Source organism: Streptomyces sp. NPDC059832 (genome assembly GCF_042731715.1).
In the GTDB taxonomy this organism is placed as follows: domain Bacteria; phylum Actinomycetota; class Actinomycetes; order Streptomycetales; family Streptomycetaceae; genus Streptomyces.
In genome coordinates this window covers 13677-38321 of the sequence record NZ_JBHWIY010000004.1, presented here as the reverse complement: position 1 = coordinate 38321, position 24645 = coordinate 13677, and the positions used below count along the sequence as shown (strand labels likewise).

General features: G+C 70.2%; 22 protein-coding genes. 11 read left to right on the top strand and 11 right to left on the bottom strand.

The window, feature by feature from the left end; translation table 11 throughout:
* Positions 1 to 12 precede the first annotated feature (12 nt).
* The 3 genes from ACFV8T_RS08025 to ACFV8T_RS08015 all read left to right on the top strand — a co-directional run bounded on the left by ACFV8T_RS08025 (position 13) and on the right by ACFV8T_RS08015 (position 4363).
* Complete coding sequence (locus tag ACFV8T_RS08025; RefSeq protein WP_385325625.1) at positions 13 to 798, top strand: ABC transporter ATP-binding protein; 786 nt, start codon at positions 13 to 15, stop codon at positions 796 to 798.
* The gene (locus ACFV8T_RS08020) at positions 795 to 3641 is read left to right on the top strand and encodes an FtsX-like permease family protein (RefSeq protein ID WP_385325624.1); all 2847 of its coding nucleotides are present in this window, start codon (positions 795 to 797) and stop codon (positions 3639 to 3641) included. The genes ACFV8T_RS08025 and ACFV8T_RS08020 overlap by 4 nt, the downstream gene beginning before the upstream one ends.
* Before the next feature lie 173 nt (positions 3642 to 3814).
* Positions 3815 to 4363: a bacterial proteasome activator family protein gene (locus ACFV8T_RS08015; protein ID WP_323180131.1), complete on the top strand. Its 549-nt coding sequence runs from the start codon at positions 3815 to 3817 to the stop codon at positions 4361 to 4363.
* A 171-nt stretch (positions 4364 to 4534) separates the two neighbouring features.
* Here ACFV8T_RS08015 and ACFV8T_RS08010 read toward each other — a convergent pair whose 3' ends face one another.
* From ACFV8T_RS08010 to pdhA, 7 genes are all read right to left on the bottom strand, one after another.
* The gene (locus ACFV8T_RS08010) at positions 4535 to 5521 is read right to left on the bottom strand and encodes an NAD(P)H-quinone oxidoreductase (RefSeq protein ID WP_385325623.1); all 987 of its coding nucleotides are present in this window, start codon (positions 5519 to 5521) and stop codon (positions 4535 to 4537) included.
* A gap of 133 nt (positions 5522 to 5654) precedes the next feature.
* Entirely contained in the window at positions 5655 to 6797 is a 1143-nt protein-coding gene (locus ACFV8T_RS08005; protein WP_385325621.1) for a potassium channel family protein, read from the bottom strand.
* Positions 6755 to 8740 carry a molybdopterin molybdotransferase MoeA gene (locus tag ACFV8T_RS08000; protein ID WP_385326230.1) on the bottom strand — a complete coding sequence of 662 codons (1986 nt, stop codon included), beginning with the start codon at positions 8738 to 8740 and terminating at the stop codon, positions 6755 to 6757. Before ACFV8T_RS08000 ends, ACFV8T_RS08005 begins: the two co-directional genes overlap by 43 nt.
* Before the next feature lie 50 nt (positions 8741 to 8790).
* Positions 8791 to 9651, bottom strand: a complete 861-nt coding sequence (locus ACFV8T_RS07995) for an NTP transferase domain-containing protein (protein WP_385325619.1) — start codon at positions 9649 to 9651, stop codon at positions 8791 to 8793.
* Positions 9652 to 9760: 109 nt separating this feature from the next.
* A complete protein-coding gene (locus ACFV8T_RS07990) occupies positions 9761 to 11251 on the bottom strand; it encodes a dihydrolipoamide acetyltransferase family protein (protein WP_385325617.1) in 1491 nt (496 codons plus the stop codon).
* Complete coding sequence (locus tag ACFV8T_RS07985) at positions 11251 to 12282, bottom strand: alpha-ketoacid dehydrogenase subunit beta (RefSeq protein WP_385325616.1); 1032 nt, start codon at positions 12280 to 12282, stop codon at positions 11251 to 11253. Before ACFV8T_RS07985 ends, ACFV8T_RS07990 begins: the two co-directional genes overlap by 1 nt.
* Positions 12279 to 13442, bottom strand: coding sequence for a pyruvate dehydrogenase (acetyl-transferring) E1 component subunit alpha (gene pdhA / locus ACFV8T_RS07980; RefSeq protein ID WP_385325614.1), 1164 nt, complete (start codon positions 13440 to 13442; stop codon positions 12279 to 12281). The genes ACFV8T_RS07985 and pdhA overlap by 4 nt, the downstream gene beginning before the upstream one ends.
* 263 nt (positions 13443 to 13705) lie before the next feature.
* On the opposite strand from pdhA, the gene ACFV8T_RS07975 reads away from it, so the two are divergent.
* Positions 13706 to 14212, top strand: coding sequence for an Lrp/AsnC family transcriptional regulator (locus tag ACFV8T_RS07975; protein WP_385326228.1), 507 nt, complete (start codon positions 13706 to 13708; stop codon positions 14210 to 14212).
* A gap of 67 nt (positions 14213 to 14279) precedes the next feature.
* Here ACFV8T_RS07975 and ACFV8T_RS07970 read toward each other — a convergent pair whose 3' ends face one another.
* Positions 14280 to 14873 carry a TetR/AcrR family transcriptional regulator gene (locus tag ACFV8T_RS07970; protein ID WP_356477364.1) on the bottom strand — a complete coding sequence of 198 codons (594 nt, stop codon included), beginning with the start codon at positions 14871 to 14873 and terminating at the stop codon, positions 14280 to 14282.
* Between the two features lie 123 nt (positions 14874 to 14996).
* On the opposite strand from ACFV8T_RS07970, the gene paaN reads away from it, so the two are divergent.
* Positions 14997 to 16697 (top strand): phenylacetic acid degradation protein PaaN, encoded by a 1701-nt coding sequence (gene paaN, locus ACFV8T_RS07965; RefSeq protein ID WP_385325612.1) that lies wholly within the window; start codon positions 14997 to 14999, stop codon positions 16695 to 16697.
* A gap of 50 nt (positions 16698 to 16747) precedes the next feature.
* Here paaN and ACFV8T_RS07960 read toward each other — a convergent pair whose 3' ends face one another.
* The 3 genes from ACFV8T_RS07960 to ACFV8T_RS07950 form a co-directional block, all read right to left on the bottom strand.
* Positions 16748 to 17386: a TrmH family RNA methyltransferase gene (locus ACFV8T_RS07960; RefSeq protein ID WP_385326226.1), complete on the bottom strand. Its 639-nt coding sequence runs from the start codon at positions 17384 to 17386 to the stop codon at positions 16748 to 16750.
* Positions 17387 to 17535: 149 nt separating this feature from the next.
* Positions 17536 to 18771, bottom strand: a complete 1236-nt coding sequence (locus ACFV8T_RS07955) for an HTTM domain-containing protein (RefSeq protein ID WP_385326225.1) — start codon at positions 18769 to 18771, stop codon at positions 17536 to 17538.
* Between the two features lie 2 nt (positions 18772 to 18773).
* Positions 18774 to 19535 carry a DUF5819 family protein gene (locus ACFV8T_RS07950; protein WP_385325611.1) on the bottom strand — a complete coding sequence of 254 codons (762 nt, stop codon included), beginning with the start codon at positions 19533 to 19535 and terminating at the stop codon, positions 18774 to 18776.
* Positions 19536 to 19650: 115 nt separating this feature from the next.
* Between ACFV8T_RS07950 and paaA the strand changes: the two genes are divergently transcribed.
* The 6 genes from paaA (at position 19651) to ACFV8T_RS07920 (ending at position 24577) form a co-directional block, all read left to right on the top strand.
* A complete protein-coding gene (gene paaA / locus ACFV8T_RS07945) occupies positions 19651 to 20685 on the top strand; it encodes a 1,2-phenylacetyl-CoA epoxidase subunit PaaA (protein ID WP_385325609.1) in 1035 nt (344 codons plus the stop codon).
* Complete coding sequence (paaB, locus tag ACFV8T_RS07940) at positions 20682 to 20972, top strand: 1,2-phenylacetyl-CoA epoxidase subunit PaaB (protein WP_093548044.1); 291 nt, start codon at positions 20682 to 20684, stop codon at positions 20970 to 20972. The genes paaA and paaB overlap by 4 nt, the downstream gene beginning before the upstream one ends.
* On the top strand, positions 20969 to 21670 hold the full coding sequence (gene paaC / locus ACFV8T_RS07935; protein ID WP_385325607.1) for a 1,2-phenylacetyl-CoA epoxidase subunit PaaC: 702 nt from the start codon (positions 20969 to 20971) through the stop codon (positions 21668 to 21670). Before paaB ends, paaC begins: the two co-directional genes overlap by 4 nt.
* Positions 21664 to 22170 (top strand): 1,2-phenylacetyl-CoA epoxidase subunit PaaD, encoded by a 507-nt coding sequence (gene paaD / locus ACFV8T_RS07930; protein ID WP_385325605.1) that lies wholly within the window; start codon positions 21664 to 21666, stop codon positions 22168 to 22170. The genes paaC and paaD overlap by 7 nt, the downstream gene beginning before the upstream one ends.
* Entirely contained in the window at positions 22171 to 23229 is a 1059-nt protein-coding gene (locus tag ACFV8T_RS07925) for a 2Fe-2S iron-sulfur cluster-binding protein (RefSeq protein ID WP_385325603.1), read from the top strand.
* A gap of 148 nt (positions 23230 to 23377) precedes the next feature.
* Positions 23378 to 24577, top strand: coding sequence for an acyl-CoA dehydrogenase family protein (locus ACFV8T_RS07920; RefSeq protein ID WP_385325601.1), 1200 nt, complete (start codon positions 23378 to 23380; stop codon positions 24575 to 24577).
* The last annotated feature ends 68 nt before the right edge of the window (positions 24578 to 24645 follow it).

Here is a 24645-nt window from a genome sequence, read left to right as displayed (position 1 = left end):
GAACCACTCACCATGTCCTCGCACGCCCCGTCCCGATCCGCGGCACCGGCCGGCTCGCCGACACCGGCCGGTGAACCGGTGCTCGAACTCCGGGCGCTCACCCGCACCCATGGCTCCGGCATAGCCGAGGTGCACGCCCTGCGCGGCATCGACCTCTCCGTGCGCGCCGGCGAACTCGTCGCCGTGATGGGCCCGTCCGGCTCCGGCAAGTCCACCCTGCTGACCATCGCGGGCGGTCTCGACACCGCGACCAGCGGCCAGGTCGTCATCGAGGGCCAGGACATCGCCGGGCTCGGCCGCAAGGGCATCGCCGCCCTGCGCCGCCGCAGCGTCGGCTACGTCTTCCAGGACTACAACCTCATCCCCGCCCTCACCGCCGCCGAGAACATCGCCCTGCCGCGCGAGCTCGACGGTATCTCCGTCCGCAAGGCCCGCAAGGAGGCTCGGGCGGCGCTTGAGGAGATGAGGCTTCTGGAGGTCGCCGACCGGTTCCCGGACGAGATGTCCGGCGGCCAGCAGCAGCGTGTCGCGATAGCCCGCGCGCTGGTGGGGGACCGGCGCCTGGTGCTCGCCGACGAACCGACCGGAGCGCTCGACTCCGAGACCGGCGAGACGGTGCTCGCCCTGCTGCGCAGCCGCTGCGACCAGGGCGCGGCCGGTGTGATGGTGACGCACGAGCCGCGGTACGCGGCCTGGGCGGACCGGGTCGTGTTCCTGCGGGACGGTTCGATCGTCGACCAGACGCTCACCGACAACGCCGACGTCCACTCGCTCCTCGCCGCCGAGGCCGCCGAGTGAGCGTCTTCACCGGCTGGCGCGCCGCCCTCCGGATAGCCCGGCGCGACGCGATGCGGTCCAAGGGCCGCAGCGCACTGGTGATCGCGATGATCGCCGCCCCCGTGGTCGGCGTCACCGCCCTCGACGTGACGTACCGCAGCGTGACATCGACCACGGCCGAGCAGCTGACCGCCGCGATGGGTTCCGCCGACGCGCTCTTCAGCGATCAGCAGATCGGCCCCATCGAGCAGATGCCCGAAGCGGAGAGGTACGACCGGGTCGACGAGAACGCGCCGGTGGACGACACCGGCCCGTCGATCGACATCAGCACCACGTTCCCCAAGGGCTCGCGGGCGATCAGCATCCAGTCCGTCCCGGCGAGCGTCACCACCGGCTACGGCATCGCCAACACCGAGATCTACGAGTTCCGGACATCGGACAAGCTGGCCCGCGGCAAGATCGACCTCGTACGCGGTGACTACCCGCACGGCCCGGACGAGATAGCCGCCACCGAGCCGTTCCTGAAGTCGACCGGCCTGCACATCGGTTCGGCCACCACCGTGCGCAACTCCGGCGAGAAGTACACGATCACCGGCGTGGTCGAGCAGCCGGACATGCTGAACACCGAGGCGCTGTACGCCGATCCGGGAGCGGTCATCGCCCCGTGGCAGGCCAGGGCCGACCACGACAAGAACGTGCTGCCGCCGAACGTCGGCTCCAAGAACTGGCTGGTCAAGGGCCCCGAAGGGGTAGGGGTGACCTGGCCGGACGTCATGGCGGCCAATAAGTCGGGCATCCTCGTCAAGTCCCGTCAGGTCGTCCTCGACCCGCCGCCGCTCTCCGAGGTCCCGCTGGCCAGGAAGAACCGCGAGACGTATTCGGAGGACTCCGGGTCGCTGAGCGCTGCGCTCGTCACCGTGGTCGCCATGGCGGTCCTGGAGATCGTGCTGCTCGCCGGACCGGCCTTCGCGGTCGGCGCGCGCCGCTCCCGCCGCCAGCTCGGCCTCCTCGGCACCTGCGGCGGGGACAGACGCCACGTCCGGGCCGTGGTGCTCGGCGGCGGTCTGGTGCTCGGCGGCATCGGAGCCGCGACCGGTGTGGTGCTCGGGCTGGGAGCCACCGCTGTGTTCCGCCCCGTGATCGAGGAGTGGGCCGGGCAGCGCTTCGTCTCTCTTGCCCTGAACCCGAAGGAACTGCTGGCCATCGCCGTGATCGGCCTGATCACCGGTCTCCTGGCGGCGTTCGCCCCGGCGATCGTGGCAAGCAGGCAGTCCGTGCTGGAGTCGCTCACCGGCCGCCGCGGCGTCCGCCGCTCCTCCCGGGTGCTGCCCGTTCTGGGCGCCTGCGTACTGGCCATCGGTATCGCCGTCGCCATCTACGGCGGCACCGACGGGGACTCGACGCTGGTCGCCGGCGGCTCGGTGACCGCCGAGCTCGGGCTGCTCGCCTGCATCCCGGTGATCGTCGGCTTCCTCGGGCGGCTCGCCCGCTGGCTACCGCTCTCGCCCCGGCTGGCGCTGCGCGACGCGGCCCGCAACCGCGGCCGTACCGCTCCCGCGGTCGCGGCCGTGATGGCGGCCGTCGCCGGTTCGGTGGCCATCGCCACGTACATGTCCAGCGCCACGGCCGAGGCCGAGTTCAACTACGTCCCCTCGCTGAACGAGGGGACCGTCGTCCTCTCCTCCTCCGATGCCGAGGCTGCCGCCCGGCTCCCGCTGGCACGGGCCGCCGTCGAGCGGAACATGGCCGTCACCGGGGGGCACGCCGACTTCCGACGGGTCTGGGCGGGCAGCGACTGCGGCATCTACGGCGACGAGGAGAACCACTGCGGCTCGCTCGAACTGGTCAAGCCCGCCGACCGGGCCAGCTCCTGCCCGCTCACCGGCAAGGGAGCCAAGAAACTCGCCGCGCGGCTCACCGCCGACGAGCACAAGAAGCTGATGCATTCCCCCGCCTGCCTGGTCGAGCTGATGTCGTCGGGCCTCTTCAACACCGAGGCGAGCAGCATCGTCGTGGCGGACGAGGCCATGCTCAGCACCTATGTGAAGCTCGACGACCCCGCGGCCGCCAAGGCACTGGCGGCCGGCACACCGGTACTGCTCAACAAGGTGTTCGCGAAGAACGGCGAGGTCACCGTCAAGGCGGTCCACCGCTACAGCAAGAAGGACAAGCAGAACCGGAAGCTGCACCCGGGCAGCACCCGCACCGCCACGGACAGGCTGAAGGTGTACGTGGCACCTGAGAAGTACGCCGCCACCCCCGGGATCAACATGATCCTGCCGCAGCGGACCGCGGAACGGCTCGGCCTGCACACCGAAGCGGGAGGAAGCGTGTACGCGGTGACCCACACGCCGACGGGCGCCGAGGAACAGCGGACCTACGGCGCGATCGAGCAGGCCGGCGGCGGCATCTGGACGCAGTACGAATCCGGCCCCGGCCGAACCGACGACTCCATGCTGCTGATCCTGACCCTGTTCGCCGGAATGGTGACGCTGGGCGCCGCCGCGATCACGACGGGCCTCGCCAAGGCGGACGCGGAGGCCGATCTCAACACGCTCAGCGCGGTGGGTGCGCCCCCGAGCGTGCGGCGGAAGCTGTCCGGCTTCCAGTGCGTGGTGGTGGCACTCACGGGTGTGGTGCTCGGCACTCTGGCGGGACTGGTGCCCGCCGTGGCACTGCGGATGGTCGATCTGAGCGAGGCGCTGCACATGATGCGGCTGGAACCCACGGAGTCGGCGTACACACCGATCGTGCTGCCCTGGACGACCCTCGGCCTGCTCGTCGTGGGCGTCCCGCTGCTGGCCGGTCTGCTCGCGACGGCACTCACCCGCTCCCGCCTCGCGCTGGCCCGGAGGGCCGAGTGATGTCGCCGTCGGCGGGGGCGGTACGGGCGTAGTCGCCGGTGCGGTCGATGTCGGCGGTGCGGTCGATGTCGGCGGTGGGCTGACCGGCTGACTCGGTGCCCTCGGAAACGGTGGATCAACCGTTTGCGGGGGCACCACGGTGTTGTACGGCAGGTGTGCGAGACAATGGCGCCATGGAGATGCCGAGGAATGAACGGTCGCAGGAGCACCCCCAAGTCCTCGTGGTGGGGCAGGACGGCATGGCGATCGGCGGCGGTGGCACTGACGACGAATCGCGTGAGGTCCCGGTGACGGAGATGGTCGAGCAGCCCGCAAAGGTCATGCGCATCGGCAGCATGATCAAGCAGCTCCTGGAGGAGGTCAGGGCGGCTCCTCTCGACGAGGCGAGCCGGGTCAGGCTCAAGGAGATCCACGCCAGTTCCGTGAAGGAGCTGGAGGACGGCCTCGCGCCGGAGCTGGTGGAGGAGCTGGAGCGCCTTTCCCTGCCGTTCACCGAGGAGTCGGTGCCCTCCGAGGCGGAACTCCGGATCGCGCAAGCCCAGTTGGTGGGCTGGCTGGAGGGCCTTTTCCACGGCATCCAGACGGCGCTCTTCGCCCAGCAGATGGCCGCTCGGGCCCAGCTGGAGCAGATGCGCCGCGCCCTTCCGCCGGGCAGCGCGCACGAGGACGAGGACGGCAGCGGGGACCCGCACGGGGCCATCAGGTCGGGCCCGTACCTCTAGTCGCCCGGTCCTTCCGGTCCCTCGGTCCCGCACCTCCGATATCCCTGGTGTGTACGCCCCTGACCACGAAAAACACCGAGGCCCGGCACACATGGTCCACGACCTGTGCGCCGGGCCTCTCCGCGTGGTGGGTCGGGCAGGGGCGAGGCGGGCAGGGGCCGGGCCGGGGCGTCAGCCCGCAGGAGCCTGCAGCAGCACCTTCCCGATGTGCGCGCTGGACTCCAGTACCCGGTGGGCCTCGGCGGCGTCCGGCATCGGCACCGTGCGGTCCACGATCGGCCGCACCACGCCATCGGCGATCAGCGGCCAGACATGCTCGCGCACGGCGGCGACGATGGCGGCCTTCTCGGCGAGCGGGCGGCCGCGCAGCGAGGTCGCGGTGATGGCGGCCCGCTTGTTCAGCAGGGCGCTCAGATTCAGCTCGCCCTTGACGCCCCCCTGAAGGCCGATGATGGCCAGCCTGCCGTTGACTGCGAGCGCCTTCACGTTCCGGTCCAGGTACTTCGCGCCGACGATGTCGAGAATGACATCCGCACCGGCCCCGTCGGTCGCCTTGCGCAGTTCCTCGACGAAGTCCTGCTCCCGGTAGTCGATCAGGATGTCGGCCCCGAGCTCCGCGCAGCGCGCCAGCTTCTCCGGCCCCCCGGCGGTGACCGCGACCCGCGCGCCCACGGCCTTGGCGAGCTGGATCGCCATCGTGCCGATGCCGCTGGACCCGCCGTGCACCAGCAGCGTCTCGCCGGGGCGCAGATGGGCCACCATGAAGACGTTGGACCAGACCGTGGCCGTCACCTCGGGCAGCGCCGCGGCCAGAACCGGCTCGACGCCGTCCGGCACGGGCAGCAGCTGCCCGGCGGGCACGACGACCTTCTCCGCGTATCCGCCGCCCGCGAGCAGCGCGCACACCTCGTCGCCGACCGACCAGCCGGTGACACCGGGCCCGATCGCCGAGATCCGGCCCGAGCATTCGAGGCCGGGGTACGGGGACGCGCCGGGCGGCGGGCTGTAGAACCCCTGCCGCTGCAACACATCGGCGCGATTGACCGCGCTGGACACGACATCGACTAGGACCTCGCCCTCACCGGCTACCGGATCGGGCACCTCGGCCCAGACAAGTGCCTCGGGACCGCCAGGCTCAGGGATCGTGATCGCATACATGGCGGCGAGGCTACTCCGTGGCAGATGAAGGACCATGAAGGACGCCGCCCGGGATCGGATCAGCCGCGCGGAAGCCCCTGACACCAGCCGCGCGGGCGCTGCGTGGGACCGGCCGTGCGAGTACCGCCCTGGATCAGTCGCGCAGGCGCGGGGTGCCCATGGACGGGGTGTCCGGCGGCAACTCGTTCGAGGCGCGCACGATGGTGATCAAACGGTCCGTCAACTGGAGCGGACTGGCCGCCGGATCGTCGTAACCCAGCAGTCGATGTCCCCGCAGCACGCTGACCACGAGATCATCGGTCTCCCGGACGCTCTTGCCCACCTCGGCCTTTATCACCGGCCGTTCGACGAGATCGAGTCCGCTGCCCTGCTGGATCAGGTCCTCCATCACCGTGCCCGCGCTGGGGCTGAGGACAGAGAGGCCCAGCAGCCGGCCCGCCGCACTGGCACTGGTGATCACCGCGTCGGCGCCGGACTGCCGGAGCAACGGGGCGTTCTCCTCCTCGCGCACCGCCGCGACGATCTTCGCCCCGCGATTGAGCTGCCGGGCCGTCAGCGCCACCAGAACCGCCGTGTCGTCCCGCTGGGTGGCAATGATGATCTGACGCGCCTTCTGGAGCTCGGCCCGCAACAGCACCTCGCTGCGCGTCGCATCACCGACCACGCCGACGAACCCCTCGGCGTTGGCGATCTCGATCACCTTGGTCGCCGGGTCGACGATGACGATCTGTTCCTTCTTCAGGCCGGTGGCACACAAGGTCTGGATGGCCGAACGGCCCTTCGTCCCGAAGCCGACGACAACGGTGTGATCACGCAAGTTGGCTCTCCAACGCTTCAGTCGAAAGTCCTCCCGGGTCCGTTCGGTAAGGACCTCAAGAGTGGTGCCGACCAGGATGATCAGGAAGAGCACCCGCAGTGGTGTCACGAGCACCACATTGGTGAGCCGGGCGCCGTCCCCGTACGGGGTGATGTCTCCGTAGCCGGTGGTGGAGAGGGTGACCGTCGCGTAGTACACCGCGTCCAGCAGATCGACCCGGCCATCGGCGGCATCGTGGTATCCGCCGCGGTCCAACCAGACGATCAACACCGTTGCGGCCAGCACCAGAAGCGCCATCATCAGCCGCTTGGCGACCTGCCGCGCCGGACCGTTGACCACCCTGCGCGGGAGCAGCACCCGTGTGGGTAGGACATGCTCGTCCGCGCGCCTGGCCATCGCATCGTGGCCGGGAAGTTTCACGTGAAACACCCTTCCGTCCACGGCATCGCCGAGGCCCACGGTAGATCGAGGATCTCCACCTCGGTGCCGGACCGTACCCCGCCCGGCGGTACGACGGCCAGCCCGTCAGCGGCAGCGATCCCGCGGAGCATCGCCGGACCGTTGTAATGCAGCGGTACGACGCGCTCGGCACCGCTACCGGTTCCCCCACTGCCGTCGCTGTATCCGCTGCCGTCCCCGTACCCGCTGTATCCGCCGCCTGGCCTCTCGGCAGCGCCGCCCGCTCGGTGGATGACGGGCACCAGACGGGTGTCATGCGGGTGCCCGTGCACCTCGTCGCGTACGAGGGCCCGGTACGGCGCCTCCGGCTCCCGGCCCGCCAGCCCGCGGAGCAGAGGCTCGGCGAGTGTGAGGAGCCCGGAGACGGCGGCCAGGGGATTGCCCGGCAGCCCGACGAGATACGGGCCCTCGCCCCGCGCCTCACCCCGGCGCTCCGATGACCTCGCCGCCGAGTCCGCCTTCCTGAGCCGGGCCAGCAGCATCGGGTGGCCGGGTCGGACGGCGACTCCGTCGACCAGCAGCTCGGCGCCGATCTCGGCAAGGACCGGGTGGACATGATCGACGGGGCCCGCAGCCGTTCCACCGGTGGTGATGACCAGATCGGCATCGGAGGTGGTGAGCGCGCGCCGCAAGGCCGCCGCGTCGTCGCCGAGGCGCTGCGGGGCCGAGACCTCGGCACCCAGCGTGCGCAGCCAGGGGCCGATCATCGGGCCGAGCGCGTCACGGATCAGCCCGTCGTGCGGCAGACCGCCGGTCAGCAGTTCGTCACCGAGAACGAGGACGTCGACACGAGGACGAGGCACCACGGCGAGCGTGTCGTACCCGGCCGCGGCGCCCAGACCGAGAACGGCGGGCGTCACCAGCGCTCCGGCGGGCACGAGCTGATCGCCGGCACGGCACTCCTGACCACGGGGCCTGATGTCCTGGCCGGGCAGCACCCGATGCTTCGCGTGGAGCAGCCCCCTGGCCTCGTCCACGCGAGCGTGCTCGCTGCGGATCACGGCGTTGGCATCCACCGGGATGCGGGCGCCGGTGGCGATCCGTACGGCATCTCCGTCGGCAAGCGTGGCGGGGGCGCTCCGCCCGGCGAGGATGCCCGGATCCCGGGTTGAGCCGGCATCGGCCCTCTTCTTGTCTCCGGCCCCGGTGGCCTCGCGGATGTTCCACGGCCCCGGTCCGGAGACGACCCAGCCGTCCATGGCAGAGGTGTCGAAGGACGGCAGATCGGTGAGCGCGACGAGCGGCTCGGCGAGTACGTGCCCGAGCGCCTGGTCGAGGGAGAGACGGCTGGCCCGGACCGCAACGGCACGCCCGGACCGAACGGCGAGCGCACGCGCCTCCCGCCAGGAGGCTGCATGCCTGTGCCGATGCCTGCCCATGTCCGTGCCCGTGTGCTTGTCCGTGTCTGTGTGCGTGTGCTTGTCCGTGTCTGCGTGCGTGTGCTTGTCCGTGTGCCGGTCATGCCCGGGGGCCGCGTCGGGGCTCCGGTCCAGGGTCAGCGAACGGGGTGCTGCCGCGGGTTCGTCCGCGAGGCGAGGCCGGCCCATGGAGTGCGGCTGCCTCTCGGCATGGGACCCACTCACGGGGTGAGGTTCACCGGACGACTGTCGCCCGACCAGAGCGGGGGCCTGCTCAACGGCCCGGTCCTCCTCGGCCGCCCGCACCTCTCCCGGAGTCGGACACCGCTCCCCGCTCCGGGGAAGGTCGTCCTCCGAACGCGAGCCGACGGGCGGACGCGATCCGACGGGCGAGGACGGACCAACAACCGAAGACGAACCAACAACCGAAGACGCGCCGACGACCGAAGGCGAGCCGACGGGTGACTCATGCTCGACGTCCACAGACGAGTCGGCCGAGTGTGCGCCGACCGCCAAACGTGCGCCGGCCTCCGAACGTGCGCCGGCCGCCGAGGGCGATCCGGCCGCCGAGGCCCCGACGCCCATCGATGCGGTATTCGCAGCCGGAGGCCGATCGGACTCGCCGTTACGGATGGTCATTGCGTCTCGTTCTCGTCCGCCCAGCGAAGGGCGAGCGCAGCAGCCTTCCGGGCGGCCTCGGCCACCGCCGTGGCACCGTCGCCGTCGCCGCCTCCTTCACTGCTTGCCTTGGCCGCCGCGTACCCGACCAGGAAGGTCGTCAGCGGCGCGGCGGGCCGGGCGACGCCGTGGGCGGCGTCACGGGCGAGATCGAGCAGGACATCGGTGTCGACGTCGAGTTCGATGCCGAGTTCGTTCTTGACTGCGGTGATCCATTCATCCAGCACGGTCCCATGCTCTCTGATACGGGCTCGGGCCGACGCAATGTCCTCCCAGGTGTCGCAGTCGAAGGAGGCGAGAGGATCGGCCTCCACCCGGGCAAGGTCGAGTTCCTGTGCCAGCAGACGCAGGGGGAGCCCGGACAGACCGCCGTGCTCGGCGGCGAGCAGCGCGAGCTCACGGCGCAGTGGTTCGGCACGGTAGACGGCGACGAGAGGCTGGTCGCGACCCTGCTGATCGATGCACAGAGCCCCGTCCCGCTGCCCTTCCCCGGCGGCGGCCAGGAGCGCTTCGACAGTGCCCGCCCCGAGAAACGGCAGGTCGGCGGAGAGCACGAGAACCCGTTCCGCCGTGGTCCGCCGAACCCCGGCGTCGAGCGCGGCCAACGGACCGCCGCCCCGAGGCTCTTCGCGCGTCCAGATCACCGGCCGCACGGTGGACCGGCGCCCGCCCACCACCACCGTCACCGAGGCGTCGGCGCAGGCCGCGAGCACCCGGTCGATCAGCGCACGGCCACCGACCCGGATCCCGGGCTTGTCGGCACCGCCGAGCCGCTTGGCGGCCCCTCCGGCCAGGACGATGGCTTCATACGCGGTCATGCATCCGAGTATGCGGGCCGCGGGCTCCCGTTGATCCTCCCGGTCGGTGATCGAGCCGATCGGCCGGATCGAGCGAGGGGAGGAAACGGGAGCCCACGCCTGTTCTCGCCTACAACGAGCGCAGCAGCACCGCCGGTTGTTCCACGCAGTCGGCTATGTAGCGCAGGAAGCCGCCCGCCGTGCCGCCGTCGCAGACCCGGTGGTCGAAGGTCAACGAGAGCTGGACCACCTGGCGCACGGCCAGCTCTCCCCGGTGCACCCAGGGCTTGGGCACGATCCGGCCGACGCCCAGCATCGCCGCCTCGGGGTGGTTGATGATCGGGGTCGATCCGTCGACTCCGAACACCCCGTAGTTGTTCAGTGTGAACGTGCCCCCGGTCAGCTCCGCCGGGGTCAGCCGCCCGGCCCGCGCCGCCTCGGTCAGCCGGAGGATCTCGGCCCCGATCGACTCGGCGTTCCTGGCCTGTGCGTCCCGCACGACGGGGACGACCAGGCCCCGCTCGGTCTGCGCCGCGAACCCGAGATGGACCTCCGGCAACCGCACGATCTCCCGCGCCTCCAGGTCCACCGTGGAGTTGAGCTCGGGGAACCGGGCCAGCGCCGCGGTGCAGATACGAGCCAGCAGGGCCAGCACCGACACCTTGGGGCCGGCAGCCGAACCACCGGCGCTGTTCATCGCGGATCTGGCCGCCATCAGCTCGGTGGCATCGGCATCGACCCAGCACGTGGCGTCGGGGATCTCCCGCCGGCTGCGCGCCAGCTTGTCGGCCACCGCGCCCCGTACACCGCGCAACGGAATCCGATGTGCGGCCGGTCTCGCCGCCGTCAGCGACTGCCCCACCACCCCGGAAGCCGATCCCCGCACCAATCCCGAAACCGACTCCGGAACCGACTCCGTTACCGCCACGGACTCCGCCACGGCCCCCGGCGTCGGGACCGGGGCCACCAGGGGAGCGGCCCTTCCCTCTGCCAGCGCCCTGATCGCGGATTCGACATCGGCCCGCAGGATCAGCCCGTCCGGTCCGGAGCCCGCCAGCTGCCGCAGATCAAGCTCATGCTGCCGCGCCAGCTTCCGTACCAGCGGGGAGACGACCGCCACCGGCCCCGGCACCGCATCCGGCACGGGATCGGGAACCGGCGCCGGAGCCACAGGTGCCCGTGCGGGAACAGTCGCGGTCACGGCTGCGGGACGGACCCGCCGACGGCGCGCCACCGGCGCACCCGTCCCGTATCCGACCAGCACATTGCCGGACGCCTCCACCTCACCGGCCCCGGACCCACGCGAAGCGGACCCTGCTCCCTCGTCCGCCCCCTCGTCCGCGCCTTCGACCGACCCCACCGGCTGCGCCGATCCCACCGCGACCGCCACCGTCAACAGAGGTGCACCGACCGGTAGTTCCGAGCCTTCTTCGCCGAACCGTGCGGTCACCACGCCCCCGTACGGGCACGGCACCTCCACCATCGCCTTGGCCGTCTCGACCTCGACGACCGGCTGGTCGATGGCGACGACATCGCCGACCTCCACCAGCCAGCGCACGATCTCCGCCTCGGTGAGCCCCTCGCCGAGGTCCGGCAACTTGAATTCGAGTACCTGGGGCATCAGCTCTCCGCCTCCCACTGCAAGCGGGCGACCGCGTCCAGCACCCGGTCCACGCCCGGGAGGTGGTGCTTCTCCTGCATCGGCGGCGGATACGGAATGTCGAACCCGGCGACCCGCAGCACCGGCGCCTCCAGGTGGTGGAAGCAGCGCTCGGTGACCCGGGCCGCGATCTCACCGCCCGGACCGCCGAAACCGGAGGACTCATGGACGACGACGGCACGCCCCGTACGCCGGACGGAAGCGGCAACGGTCTCGTCGTCGAACGGCACCAACGAGCGCAGGTCCACGACCTCCAGGTCCCAGCCCTCTTCGACGGCCGCTTCCGCCGCCTCCATACAGACGGGCAGCGAAGGCCCGTACGTGATCAGCGTGGCGCTGCGGCCGGGCCGGCGGACGACGGCCCGGCCGATCGGCTCCACCGCCACCGGCGCGTCGGGCGACCAGTCCGACTTCGACCAGTAGAGCCGCTTCGGCTCCAGGAACACCACCGGATCGTCGGAGGCGATCGAGGCCCTCAGCAGCCCGTACGCGTCCTCGACCGTGGCGGGCGTGACGACATGGAGGCCAGGTGTCGCCATGTAGTAGGCCTCCGAGGAGTCGCTGTGGTGCTCGACCCCGCCGATCCCGCCGCCGTACGGCACCCGGACCGTGATCGGCAGCGGCATGGCGCCGGCCGTCCGGTTCCGCATCTTCGCGACATGGCTGATGAGCTGCTCGAACGCCGGATAGGCGAAGGCGTCGAACTGCATCTCCACCACGGGCCGCAGCCCGTACATCGCCATGCCCACGGCCGCCCCGAGGATGCCCGCCTCGGCCAGCGGCGTGTCCGTGCACCGGTCCTCGCCGAACTCCTTCGCCAGCCCGTCGGTGATCCGGAAGACCCCGCCGAGCGTGCCGACGTCCTCGCCGAGAACGTGCACCGTCGGGTCCTGTTCCATCGAGTCGCGCAGCGCGCGCCCGAGTGCCTGCGCCATCGTGGCGGGTTTGGCCTTCGCCGTCCGCTCTCCGGCCGTCGCCGCTGCGGTGGTCATCGCCCTTCCTCCACGTCTTCATGGCCGTGCTGGTCCTGCTCGGCGTCCAGTTCGACACGCAACCGTGCTGCCTGCTCCCGCAGTTGTGCGGTCTGTTCCGCGTAGACATGGGAGAACAGATCCATCGGGTCAAGCACCGGATCGGCGTTCATCCGATCGCGCAGAGCGGCTGCCATCCGCTCCGCGGCCACGCGCGCCTCCTCGATCCCGTCGTCGCCGAGCAGCCCCCGCCCGGTCAGCTCCCGCTCAAGAAGCTGGATCGGGTCATGCGCACGCCAGGCCTCCACCTCGCTGTCGACGCGGTAGCGAGTGGCGTCGTCGGCGTTCGTATGGGCATCCATGCGGTACGTCACCGCCTCGACGAGCGTCGGCCCGCCACCGCGGCGGGCCCGCGCCACCGCCTCGCCCAGGACCTGGTGCACCGCGGCCGCGTCGTTCCCGTCCACCAGCCGGCCCGGCATCCCGTACCCCACGGCCTTGTGCGCCAGGGACGGCGCGGCAGTCTGCTTCGCCAGCGGTACGGAGATGGCGAAGCCGTTGTTCTGCACGAGAAAGACGACCGGGGCACGCCAGACGGCCGCGAAGTTCAGCGCCTCGTGGAAATCGCCCTCGCTGGTCCCGCCGTCACCGACCATGGCGAGCGCCACCACGTCGTCGCCCTGGAGGCGCGCCGCGTGTGCCAGCCCGACGGCATGCGGCAACTGGGTGGCGAGGGGGGTACAGAGCGGTGCGATGCGGTGCTCACGCGGGTCGTAACCGGTGTGCCGGTCGCCACGCAGCAGGGTCAGTGCCTCGACCGGGTCCAGGCCTCGCGCCACCGCCGCGAGCGTGTCCCGGTAGCTGGGAAAGAGCCAGTCCCGCTCCTCCAGCACCAGCGCGGCCGCTATCTCGCAGGCCTCCTGGCCCGTGCTCGACGGGTAGACGGCGAGCCGGCCCTGCTTGGTGAGGGCGGTGGCCTGCGCGTTGTACCTCCGGCCGCGGACCAGCTCCGCATAGAGCCGCAGCAGCAGCTCGGGGTCGGCATCGGCCACGGCATCCGTACCGAGCACGCGGTACGGCTCGGGGTCCGGGAGCAGCGGCGCGGGATCGGTGAGCGGCTTCCAGGCCGGGGGCGGCGTGGGCCGGTAAGCGGCCGCGCCGGGCAGCTCTTGGACCGTCATGACAAGCACCTCCTGGCATCGAGGGGTTTCGAGCGGCGTCTGTCGGCATCGGGGGATCGTCCGGTGCCGAGGGGTGTCGAAATACATCGAAATGTCGAGCGCTGCCGAGGCACGGATGTGGTGTGCCTCACCTACCGATTGTTCGGTCGTGAGCGCATTTTGGCTACAGGCACCTTCAGCCTGTGGACAAACGGTTCTCCACAGCCTGGGATGGAGACAGGTCGTCCAGGACAGGGAGGCGGGGGCACATGTCAGCTGAACAAATGGCCGACGGGGGCGAGGACCCGGGCCAGGTTCTGCCCGCGCGCCCGCTCGACGCCATCGATCGCCGCATCCTGCGACTGCTCCAGACGGACGGCCGCGCCTCGATACGGTCGGTGGCCGATCGGGTCCATGTGTCCCGGGCCAACGCCTATGCCCGGATCAACCGGCTCATCGACGACGGCGTGATCCGTGGCTTCAGCGCGCGGGTGGACCACGAGCGGGCGGGGCAGGGAGCCTCCGCGTACATCACTCTCAAGATCGTCCAGAATTCCTGGCGCACGGTGCGCGAGCAGCTCCAGGCATTGCCAGGGGCGACTCATATCGCGCTGGTCAGCGGCGACTTCGACGTCCTGCTGCTGGTGCACACCCGGGACAACAGGTCGTTGCGCGAGCTGGTACTGACGAGGATCCAGGCCATCCCGGAGGTGCTCTCCACCCGCACGCTCCTGGTGTTCGAGGAGACGGACCTGGCCCCGGGCCCGGACAGGCCCACCGAGCTCACCTGAGGGCTGTCCCGCAGCGGCGCCAGGAATCCGGGTCAGGACCGGGATTCCTTGTGCGGCCGTCAACGGTTCAACGGCTGGACCGCATCCCCTCGAAGGCCACGCGAACGAGCGTGTCCGCCAGCCGCTCCCCGTCGACTCCGCCGTCGGGCAGCGGCCGGTACCACTCCACCAGGGAGTTGACCATTCCGAAGAGCAGCCGGGTCACCAGCCGTATGTCCACGTCGGAGCGGAGGTCACCGTCCGCGACCGCCGCCTTGAGCAGATCGGTCACCCGCTGGTCGAACTCGCGCCGCCGCTCCATGGCCCAGCGCTCCGTCTTCGTATTGCCCCGTACGCGCAGCAACAGCGTGACGTAGGGCAGCTCGGCTATCAGCACGTCGACGGTGCGCCGGGTGACGTACTCGACCCGCTCGATCGCACGCCCCCGCGTCGCCCCCGGCTCGTCGAGAATTCCGAAGAGCCCGTCCAGCGCCCGGCTGACCGCGCGGCGCAGGAGCTCCTCCTTGCCCGCGACATGGTGGTAGATGGACGACTTGGAGATGCCCGCCGCCTTGGAAAGGTGCTCCATGGACGTGCCGTCGTAGCCGCGCTCGTTGAAGACACGGACGGCAACGGTGAGCAGAGTCTCCGGGGTGTACGTGTCCCGCTTGGCCGTGGTCATGTCCGCGATCCTCCCCTACGAGTTGTCCACAGGTTTGGCGGGCCCCCTTGTCCCGACCGATCGTTCGGTTACTCTAACTCTGTCCGCCCGTCCCTGCCCAGCTCGATGAGGAGTTGGTCCGTCATGGCCGCCGAGCTCTCCCCGCACCTGCTGTCCGAGAAGCACCGCCCCACGCTCGACCAGGCCCTCGACGCGATCCGTACGCGTGCCTACTGGTCCCCGCACCCCGAGCATCCGAAGGCATACGGCGAGGGCGGCGCCACCGGCAGCCTGAGCGCCGCCGAGGGCAAGGCCGCCTTCGACGCCGTGCTGAACACCCGGCTCGACCTCGGCCAGCCCGGCACCGACGGCTGGACGGGCGGGGAGGTCTCTCCGTACGGGCCGGAGCTCGGCGTCGAATATCCGCACGCCGACCTGGACGTCCTGCTTCCGGCGATGCGCGCGGGCATGCCCGCCTGGCGTGCGGCGGGCCCCGAGACCAGGGCCCTGGTCTGTCTGGAGATCCTCGCGCGGATCAGCGCCAGGACCCACGAGTTCGCTCACGCCGTGATGCACACCAGCGGCCAGGCCTTCATGATGGCGTTCCAGGCGGGCGGCCCGCACGCCCAGGACCGCGGCCTGGAGGCGGTGGCGTACGCGTACGAGGAGCAGATCCGCACCCCGCGGAGCGCCGACTGGTCCAAGCCGCAGGGCAAGCGCGACCCGCTCCAGCTGCAGAAGTCGTTCACCGCGGCGCCACGCGGCCTCTCGCTGCTGATCGGCTGCAACACCTTCCCCACGTGGAACGGCTACCCCGGCCTCTTCGCCTCCCTGGCCACCGGCAATCCCGTCCTGGTCAAGCCGCACCCACGCGCCGTGCTTCCGCTCGCGCTCACGGTGCAGCTGGCCCGCGAGGTGCTCGCCGAAGCCGGCTTCGATCCCAACCTGGTCGCCCTGGCCGCCGAGCGACCGGGCGAAGGCATCGCGAAGACGCTTGCCCTCCGCCCCGAAATCAAGATCATCGACTACACCGGGTCCACCGCCTTCGGCGACTGGCTGGAGACCCACGCCCGCCAGGCCCAGGTCTACACGGAGAAGGCCGGCGTCAACACGATCGTCCTCGACTCCACGGACGACTACCGCGGCATGCTGTCCAACCTGGCGTTCTCCCTCTCCCTGTACAGCGGCCAGATGTGCACGACCCCGCAGAATCTGCTGATCCCCCGGGACGGCATCACCACCGACGCCGGCGAGAAGACGTACGACGAAGTGGTCGCCGACATCGCCGCCGCCGTCACCGGCCTGCTGGGCGACGACACCCGGGCGAACGCACTGCTCGGCGCCCTGGTCAACCCCGATGTGAAGGCCCGTCTGGAAGCCGCCGCGGATCTGGGCGAGGTCGCCCTGCCCTCCCGCGAGGTGGCCAACCCGGAATTCCCCGACGCCGTGGTCCGCACCCCCACCGTCGTCAAGCTGGACGCCACCAAGCCGGACGACGAGGAGCACTTCCTGTCGGAGTGCTTCGGCCCGGTCGCCTTCGCGGTAGCGGTCGACTCGACGGCCGACGCCGTTGAGCTGCTTCGCCGCACGGTGCGCGACCAGGGCGCGATGACGGTCGGCGCGTACACCACCTCACCGGAGGTGGAACGCGCGGTGGAAGACGTCTGCCTGGACGAATCGGCCCAGCTGTCGCTGAATCTGACCGGCGGGGTGTACGTCAACCAGACCGCGGCCTTCTCCGACTTCCACGGCTCGGGCGGCAACCCGGCAGCGAACGCGGCGCTGTGCGACGGAGCCTTCGTGTCCAACCGCTTCCGGATGGTGGAAGTCCGCCGCCAGGCATGACCCGGCGAGGGTTGGGGGCGGAGCCCCGCCCCCAACCCGGACCGGACCGCTTAGCTTCCCGCCTCGGGAATCTCCGCATACCTCTGCACCCATGCGTGCATGGCGATGGCGGCCGCGGCCCCCGCGTTGATCGACCGCGTCGACCCGAACTGCGCGATGGAGCACACCATCGCCGCGTGCTTACGGGCCTCCTCGGTGAGCCCTGGACCTTCCTGCCCGAAGAGCAGTACGCAGCGCCGCGGCAGCTCGGTCCGCTCCAGCGGCACCGCGCCCGGCAGATTGTCGATCCCGATGATCGGCAGGCCCTCGGCCTCGGCCCACGCGGTCAGCGACTCGGTGTCTGGGTGATGCCGCACATGCTGGTAGCGGTCGGTGACCATCGCACCGCGCCGGTTCCAGCGCCGCCGCCCCACGATATGGATCTCCTTGGCGAGAAAGGCGTTCGCCGTGCGCACCACGGAGCCGATGTTGAAGTCGTGGCCCCAGTTCTCGACCGCGACATGGAAGTCGTGCCGCCGTAGATCCAGATCGGCGACGATCGCCTCCCGGGTCCAGTACCGGTAGCCATCACCCACGTTGCGCCGGTCGCCGTGGGCGAGCAGCTCGGGGTCGTACCGCTCGTCCACGGGCCACGGCAGCGGGTGGGGGCCGACGCCGATCTCCGTCCCGAACCCGTCGTCGTACTGCATCGGTTCCGCCGAGGCACCGGGCTCCTCCGGCAGACCGCGCTCCGTCCCCGCTACGGATGCGAGGGGCGCCCCGGGCCCGACGGCCTCCTCGTTCAACGATTCGCCGCCGCTACTGCCCGCGCGGCCCGTGCTGCCACTCTCACTACTGCTCACCCGACGAGCGTATGACCCCCGTCGCCGCTGTGCTGCGGGGCCTCCTCGTCATCGGCGCCACGCCGCTGCCCGGGAACCTCGACCCTGCCCGGGAGCAGCCGCTCCCGGGCGAGGGTCACCCGGCCGCCGAGCCACACCAGGAAGACGGTCGGCAGGAAGACGGAGTCGGCGGCGATCATCGCCAGGGAGAAGAAGGGCAGCCCGAGCAGCAGGGCGATGCCGGCGTGCTCACACATCATCGCGACGAGCAGGACGTTCTTGACCCGCCGGTTGAACAGGGTGAAGGGAAACGCGACCTGAACGATGACCGTGCCGTACGTAAGCAGCATCACCATCACACCGCTGGAGGCGAGGATGTCCGACAGTCCGGGCCAGGGCGTGAAGTAGTCGAGCTTGAGCGGGTAGTACAGCGCCGTACCGTCCTGCCACCGCGAACCCTGGATCTTGTACCACCCCGCGGTGGCGTAGATCAGACAGACCTCGGCCATGATCACGACGAGGGTCGCATTGTGGGCGAGGTTGGCGACGACATCGAGCAGGGTGCGCGATTCGCTGTGCGGTGCGTATCGGTTCACAGCCCACCAGGCGCCCTCGCCGACCCAGAGGATCCAGAGAAGAGTCGGCAGCCACCAGGTGCCGCCGAGCCCATCGGTCATGCCGGCCACGATCAGAACGACGCCGAGCACCACCCAGAGGACCGTCCCGGCCGCATTCCCCCGCACCGGGCGCCGAGGATCGTCCGCTCCCGCACGCGCCCGCCGCGCCGCACGCCGGGCGTCCAACGACCAGACCCGCCCGCAGCGCGTGAGCATCAGGTAGATCGCCATGAGATGGATGACGTTGTCGCCGCCGTCGCCCATGAAGATGCTGCGGTTCTGCAGGGAGAGCACTCCGGCCATGAAGAGGACCGACATGGCGCGGGTGTGCCAGCCGACCATCAGCAGCGCCGCGGAGATCAGCGCGACCGCGTACACGATCTCGAACCAGACCGTGCTGTCCGACCACATGAGTGCGGTGAATGCCTGATTGCCGGATATGAGCTGCTGCGCCATGTCCCAGCGCCACGGGGCGTCGGGTCCGTACATCTCGTGACGGTGCGGCAGTTCGCGCAGCAGGAAGAACAGATAGGTGGCCGAGAAGCCGATCCGGATGACGGCACTCTGATACTGGCCGAAGGACGTGGAGGTGACGCGCTGGATACCGCGGGCGATCTTGCGGTCGACGGCGAACATGCTCACTTGTCCGCCCCCTTGGCGCTTTCGGGAAGGTCCGCGTCAGTTACCGTCCACCACGGCAGTACCCGGTAGGACGGCCTCGTACTGATCTTCTCCTCGCTCCATGCGGGCGCCGCGACGGACCGCACCTCGGAACGGACCTGGATGCGCTCGACGGTGCCGCCGTAGTCGTGTTCGCCGAGGCGCAGCATCACGATGCGGCGGATGTAGCGCTCGGAGAGCTGACCGCGAAGGCCGTTGGCCCGGTTCTCGTTGTCGTGGGAACTGAGGTAGAAGTCCCAGCCGCGTCGGAGTTCGTTCTGATGGACGTGACTGGGGAGAAGACTGCCGCGTATCGCCTTGCCGTCCTCGCCGGAAAGACTCATCCAGGAGGTGGTGCGGCGCCCGTCGGCGCCGGCTATCTCGGCTCGTACGTGAATGGCGATGTTCTGCTGAAGCGGGTTCGGGGCGAAGAGCTTCCAGTTCTGCTCGAACTCGGGATAGATCCACTTGTCGACCGCTTCGCCGTGCTGCTTGGTCATGGTGTTGGAGGGGGCGACGTGCAGAAACACCATGGCCAGCTGTCCACAGGCGACCAGCCCGATGACGGACAGCGCGACCGCGGCAACGATCTGGTACGGAAGCGACAGGGCGGCCATTCCGCCACGAGGACCTGATTCAGGCCCCTGACCAGCGCCGGAAGATATTTCTTCACGCTGATCCGGCCCTGGCTCGGCAGCCCCGTTCCCGCTTTCGGCGCCCCTGTCGTCGTACGAATCCATCCCGCCCCGATCCCCGTCGATCCCCGGTCAGTTATCCACAGGGTTGACACCCTACGGGCCGCCGACTCACCATTGAAGACATTGAACCGAACGATCGGTCGGTAGGGAGCCCGGGATGGCGGCAGTGACTGCGGACCAGACAGCGCAGGCGGGAGCGGACAGGCCCGAAGGGGCGCACGAGGCCCTGGAGGCGGCATTCGACGCCGCGGTGGCCGCGGACGAGCGCATCGAGCCACGCGACTGGATGCCCGATGCGTACCGCGCCTCGCTGGTCAGGCAAATGGCCCAGCATGCCCACTCCGAAATCATCGGCATGCAGCCGGAGGCCAACTGGATCTCGCGGGCGCCCTCGCTGCGCCGCAAGGCGATCCTGATGGCCAAGGTGCAGGACGAGGCGGGCCACGGGCTCTACCTGTACAGCGCGGCGGAGACCCTCGGCACCGGCCGCGAGGAGCTGCTCGACAAGCTTCACGCGGGCCGCCAGAGGTATTCATCGATCTTCAACTACCCGACGCTGACCTGGGCGGACGTCGGCGCGATCGGCTGGCTCGTGGACGGCGCCGCGATCACCAACCAGGTGCCGCTGTGCCGCTGCTCCTACGGCCCGTACGCGCGCGCGATGGTCCGCATCTGCAAGGAGGAGTCCTTCCACCAGCGCCAGGGGTACGAGCTGCTGCTCACCCTCAGCCGCGGTACCCCGGCGCAGCACGAAATGGCGCAGGACGCGGTGAACCGCTGGTGGTGGCCGTCCCTGATGATGTTCGGCCCGCCGGACGACGCATCGGCCCACTCGGCGCAGTCGATGGCCTGGAAGATCAAGCGCCACTCCAACGACGAGCTGCGGCAGCGCTTCGTGGACATCTGTGTCCCGCAGGCCGAGGCGCTGGGTCTCACCCTCCCGGACCCGGACCTCCGGTGGAACGAGGAGCGCGGACAGCACGACTTCGGGGCGATCGACTGGAAGGAGTTCCAGGAGGTCCTCAAGGGCAACGGCCCGTGCAACGAACAGCGCCTCACCCAGCGCCGCCGGGCGCACGAGGAGGGCGCCTGGGTCCGGGACGCGGCGGCTGCCTACGCCGAGAAACACACAGCAGCACAAGCACACGCAGCACCACACACAGCAGCGGGGAACGGGGAGGCGACAGCATGAGCAGCTCGACCGAATGGCCACTGTGGGAGGTGTTCGTGCGTTCGCGCCGCGGCCTTTCCCACACCCACGCGGGCAGCCTGCACGCCCCGGACGCCGAAATGGCCCTGCGCAACGCGCGCGATCTGTACACGCGCCGTTCCGAGGGCGTCTCCATCTGGGTGGTCCCGTCCGCACAGGTCACGGCGTCCTCGCCGGACGAGAAGGACTCCTTCTTCGAACCGGCCGGCGACAAGCCGTACCGGCATCCGACGTTCTACGAGATCCCGGAAGGGGTGAAGCACCTGTGACCGCGGCCCTCGCCCTGGGCGACGACGCGCTGGTGCTCTCGCACCGGCTGGGGGAGTGGGCGGGCCATGCGCCCGTACTGGAAGAGGAAGTGGCCCTGGCCAACATCGCCCTTGACCTGCTGGGGCAGGCCCGGATACTCCTCTCCCTGGTGGGGGACGAGGACGAGCTGGCGTTTCTGCGCGAGGAACGCGCCTTCCGCAATGTCCAGCTGGTCGAGCAGCCCAACGGCGACTTCGCCCACACCATCGCCCGCCAGCTCTACTTCTCCACCTACCAGCGGCTGCTGTACGAGCAGCTGGCATCGGGCGAGAACGCGTTCACCGGCCTGGCGGCGAAGGCCGTCAAGGAGGTCGCGTACCACGAGGACCACGCGGAGCACTGGACACTGCGGCTCGGCGACGGCACGGACGAGAGCCATGACCGGATGCAGCGCGCCGTGGATGCCCTGTGGCGGTTCACCGGCGAGCTGTTCGAGCCCGTCGAGGGGGTGGAGGTCGACTGGCAGTCGCTGCACAGCGGCTGGCTGGAGTCCGTCTCCGCGGTGCTGGAGCGGGCCACGCTGACACTGCCGACCGGTCCGCGGTCCGGGGCGTGGACGGCGGGTGCGGGACGCCAGGGCATCCACACCGAACCCTTCGGCCGCATGATCGCCGAGATGCAGCATCTGCATCGCAGCCACCCGGGGGCGTCATGGTGACCGAGACCGTCCTGGAGAAGGAGCTGCACCGCCTCGCAGGCTCCGTACCCGATCCTGAACTGCCCGTGCTGACCCTTGACGAGCTGGGGGTGCTCCGGGGCGTGGACGTTCTCGCCCCCGGCAAGGTCACCGTGCGTCTCACCCCGACCTACACCGGCTGCCCTGCGATCGAGGCGATGTCCTCCGACATCGAGCGGGTGCTGCACGACCACGGCATACCGGAGGTCTCCGTGGTCACCGTGCTCTCACCGGCCTGGTCCACGGACGACATCAGCGCGGAAGGACGGCGCAAGCTGGCCGAGTTCGGCATAGCGCCCCCGCGCCCGCACGATGCCACAACCGGCGCGGGCGGTCCGGTGCCGCTCACGCTCTCGGTGCGCTGCCCGCACTGCGGCTCGACCGATACGGAGCTGCTGAGCCGGTTCTCCTCCACCGCGTGCAAGGCGCTGCGCCGCTGCGTGACATGCCGCGAACCGTTCGACCACTTCAAGGAGTTGTAGATGTTCCATCCGCTCCGGGTCCGCACGATCGAACGGCTCACGGACGATTCGGTGGCCGTCGCCCTCGCCGTGCCGCCCGAGTTGCGCGAGACCTTCCGCCACAAGCCCGGCCAGCACCTCAATGTGCGGTACACGGTCGACGGCGAGGAGATCCGCCGCTCGTACTCGATCTGCTCCCCGGCCACCGAGGAACCGGACGATCCGGTACTGCGTGTGGGCATTCGGCTCGTCGACGGCGGCGTGTTCTCCACGTACGCCCTGAAGGAACTCGCCGTCGGTGACCTGGTCGAGGCGATGCCTCCGATGGGCCGCTTCGTGCTGGCGCCCCGCGCCGGACATTTCGCGGCGATCGTAGGCGGCAGCGGAATCACGCCGGTCCTGTCCATCGCGGCCACGCTGCTGGCGCGGGAGCCCGATGCCCATTTCTGCCTGATCCGCAGCGACCGGACCGCGCACTCGACGATGTTCCTGGACGAGGTCGCCGACCTCAAGGACCGCTACCCGGAGCGGTTCCAGCTGGTCACGGTGCTCTCCCGGGAGGAGCAGCAGGCAGGTCTCCCCTCCGGCCGGCTGGACCGGGACCGTCTCACCGAACTGCTGCCCGCGCTGCTGCCGGTGACCGAGGTGGACGGCTGGTATCTCTGCGGGCCCTTCGGACTGATCCAGGCCGCAGACCAGGCGCTGCGCTGCCTCGGCATCGACCGGCCCCGCATCCACCAGGAGATCTTCCATGTGGACGACGGGCCGAGCACATCCGACCGCCCCCGGGCCGAAGCACCCGCTCACAGCAGGCTCACCGCCACCCTGGACGGCCGTTCCGGCACCTGGCCGGTGGAGGAGGGCGAATCGCTGCTGGAGACCGTGCTGCGCAGCCGCGCCGACGCACCGTACGCCTGCAAGGGCGGGGTGTGCGGGACCTGCCGGGCGTTCCTGGTCTCGGGCGAGGTGCGGATGGACCGCAACTTCGCGTTGGAGCCCGAAGAGACAGATGCGGGTTATGTACTGGCGTGCCAGTCGCATCCGGCCACCCCGGAGGTGGAGCTCGACTTCGACCGCTGACCGCGCCCCCTCGCCTCTCCCTGCCTCCTGATCCTCCCCTGCTGCTTCTCCCGCTCCTTCTCCTGTTCCCTTCTCATAGAACCTGTTCTATCTTGACGGCCCGTCACATTCGGGCACAGGGACAATCGGTCAGCGGGAGGCCAGGGCAGTGGACTTCACCTTCACCGAGGAACAGCAGGCGGCCACGGAGGCAGCACGGGCGGTCTTCTCGGGAGTCGCACCGGACGGGGTTCCCAGCCCCGCTCTCGTGCCGGGCGCGGTGGCCGAGGACATCGACCGCCCGCTGTGGGCCCGGCTTGCCGCGAGCGATCTGCTGAGCCTGACGCTGTCGCCGGAGCACGGCGGGGCCGGGCTCGATCTCGTCGCGCTCTGCCTGGTGTTGCGCGAGTCGGCCAAGGTGCTCGCGAGAGTGCCGTTGCTGGAGACGTGCGCGGTCGCGATGACGCTCCAGCGGTACGGGGACCCACGGCTGGCCTCCCAGTTGCTGCCCAAGGTCGGCCGAGGGGAGCTGGTCCTCACCGTCGGGGCCAACGGCCGCTCCGGCCACGATCCGGCCGAACTCGCCGTCACTGCCCGCCGGGAAGCGACAGCAGGAATCGTCCCGACGGACGAAGCCCCCGGCACAGCCGTCCGCGGCGGCGCCGGAGATCTTGCCGGCTGGGTGCTCGACGGGACGCAGTCGGCGGTTCCGTGGGCACAGGCCGCGGACTGGATCGCGATTCCGGCCCACACGGACGAGGGCCGGGCAGTGGTCGCCCTGATCCAGACCACCCAGGACGGCGTCACTCCGGCAGAGCAGGTCTCCACCAGTGGTGAACGGTTCGCCGAGGTCCGGCTGGAGTCGGTACGGATCGACGGCAGCGCGCTGATCGACGGAGCCGGGGCCTGGGAGTCGCTGCGCGCCCTCCTCACCGCCGGAACGTGCGCGCTCGCACTCGGCCTGGGTGAGGCCGTGCTCGCCATGACGAGCGAATACACCGGCAAGCGCGAGCAGTTCGGCTTCCCGGTGGCGACCTTCCAGTCCGTCGCGGTACAGGCCGCGGACCGGTACATCGACCTACGGGCCATGGAAGTGACGCTCTGGCAGGCGGCCTGGCGGATCTCCACCGGAGCCGACGGGATGCTGCCTGCCGAGGGCGACATCGCCGTGGCGAAGATCTGGGCCTCGGACGGTGTCCGCCGGGTCGTGCAGACGGCACAGCATCTGCACGGCGGTTTCGGAGCGGACACGGACTATCCGCTGCACCGCTTTCACGCCTGGGCCAAGCAGATCGAGTTGTCCCTCGGTCCGGCAGCGGCACACGAGGAGGCACTGGGCAGCCTTCTGGCCGCACACCTCCTCGGCTGACACCGGTCAAACGGCAAGCGCACCGACCGAACGGCCAAGCCGCCGCACAAGCACGAACCAGCTCCCCG

Coding starts and splice junctions, on each gene's coding strand:
- ACFV8T_RS08010 (WP_385325623.1), bottom strand. CDS start 5,521: ATGTATGCGATCACGATCCCTGAGCCTGGCGGTCCCGAGGCACTTGTC.
- ACFV8T_RS07925 (WP_385325603.1), top strand. CDS start 22,171: ATGTTCCATCCGCTCCGGGTCCGCACGATCGAACGGCTCACGGACGAT.
- paaD (WP_385325605.1), top strand. CDS start 21,664: ATGGTGACCGAGACCGTCCTGGAGAAGGAGCTGCACCGCCTCGCAGGC.
- ACFV8T_RS07955 (WP_385326225.1), bottom strand. CDS start 18,771: ATGTTCGCCGTCGACCGCAAGATCGCCCGCGGTATCCAGCGCGTCACC.
- paaB (WP_093548044.1), top strand. CDS start 20,682: ATGAGCAGCTCGACCGAATGGCCACTGTGGGAGGTGTTCGTGCGTTCG.
- paaA (WP_385325609.1), top strand. CDS start 19,651: ATGGCGGCAGTGACTGCGGACCAGACAGCGCAGGCGGGAGCGGACAGG.
- ACFV8T_RS07975 (WP_385326228.1), top strand. CDS start 13,706: ATGGCCGACGGGGGCGAGGACCCGGGCCAGGTTCTGCCCGCGCGCCCG.
- ACFV8T_RS07950 (WP_385325611.1), bottom strand. CDS start 19,535: ATGGATTCGTACGACGACAGGGGCGCCGAAAGCGGGAACGGGGCTGCC.
- ACFV8T_RS07990 (WP_385325617.1), bottom strand. CDS start 11,251: ATGCCCCAGGTACTCGAATTCAAGTTGCCGGACCTCGGCGAGGGGCTC.
- ACFV8T_RS07985 (WP_385325616.1), bottom strand. CDS start 12,282: ATGACCACCGCAGCGGCGACGGCCGGAGAGCGGACGGCGAAGGCCAAA.
- ACFV8T_RS08025 (WP_385325625.1), top strand. CDS start 13: ATGTCCTCGCACGCCCCGTCCCGATCCGCGGCACCGGCCGGCTCGCCG.
- pdhA (WP_385325614.1), bottom strand. CDS start 13,442: ATGACGGTCCAAGAGCTGCCCGGCGCGGCCGCTTACCGGCCCACGCCG.
- ACFV8T_RS07995 (WP_385325619.1), bottom strand. CDS start 9,651: ATGACCGCGTATGAAGCCATCGTCCTGGCCGGAGGGGCCGCCAAGCGG.
- ACFV8T_RS07970 (WP_356477364.1), bottom strand. CDS start 14,873: ATGACCACGGCCAAGCGGGACACGTACACCCCGGAGACTCTGCTCACC.
- ACFV8T_RS08015 (WP_323180131.1), top strand. CDS start 3,815: ATGGAGATGCCGAGGAATGAACGGTCGCAGGAGCACCCCCAAGTCCTC.
- ACFV8T_RS07960 (WP_385326226.1), bottom strand. CDS start 17,386: ATGCAGTACGACGACGGGTTCGGGACGGAGATCGGCGTCGGCCCCCAC.
- ACFV8T_RS08000 (WP_385326230.1), bottom strand. CDS start 8,740: ATGGGCGTCGGGGCCTCGGCGGCCGGATCGCCCTCGGCGGCCGGCGCA.
- paaN (WP_385325612.1), top strand. CDS start 14,997: ATGGCCGCCGAGCTCTCCCCGCACCTGCTGTCCGAGAAGCACCGCCCC.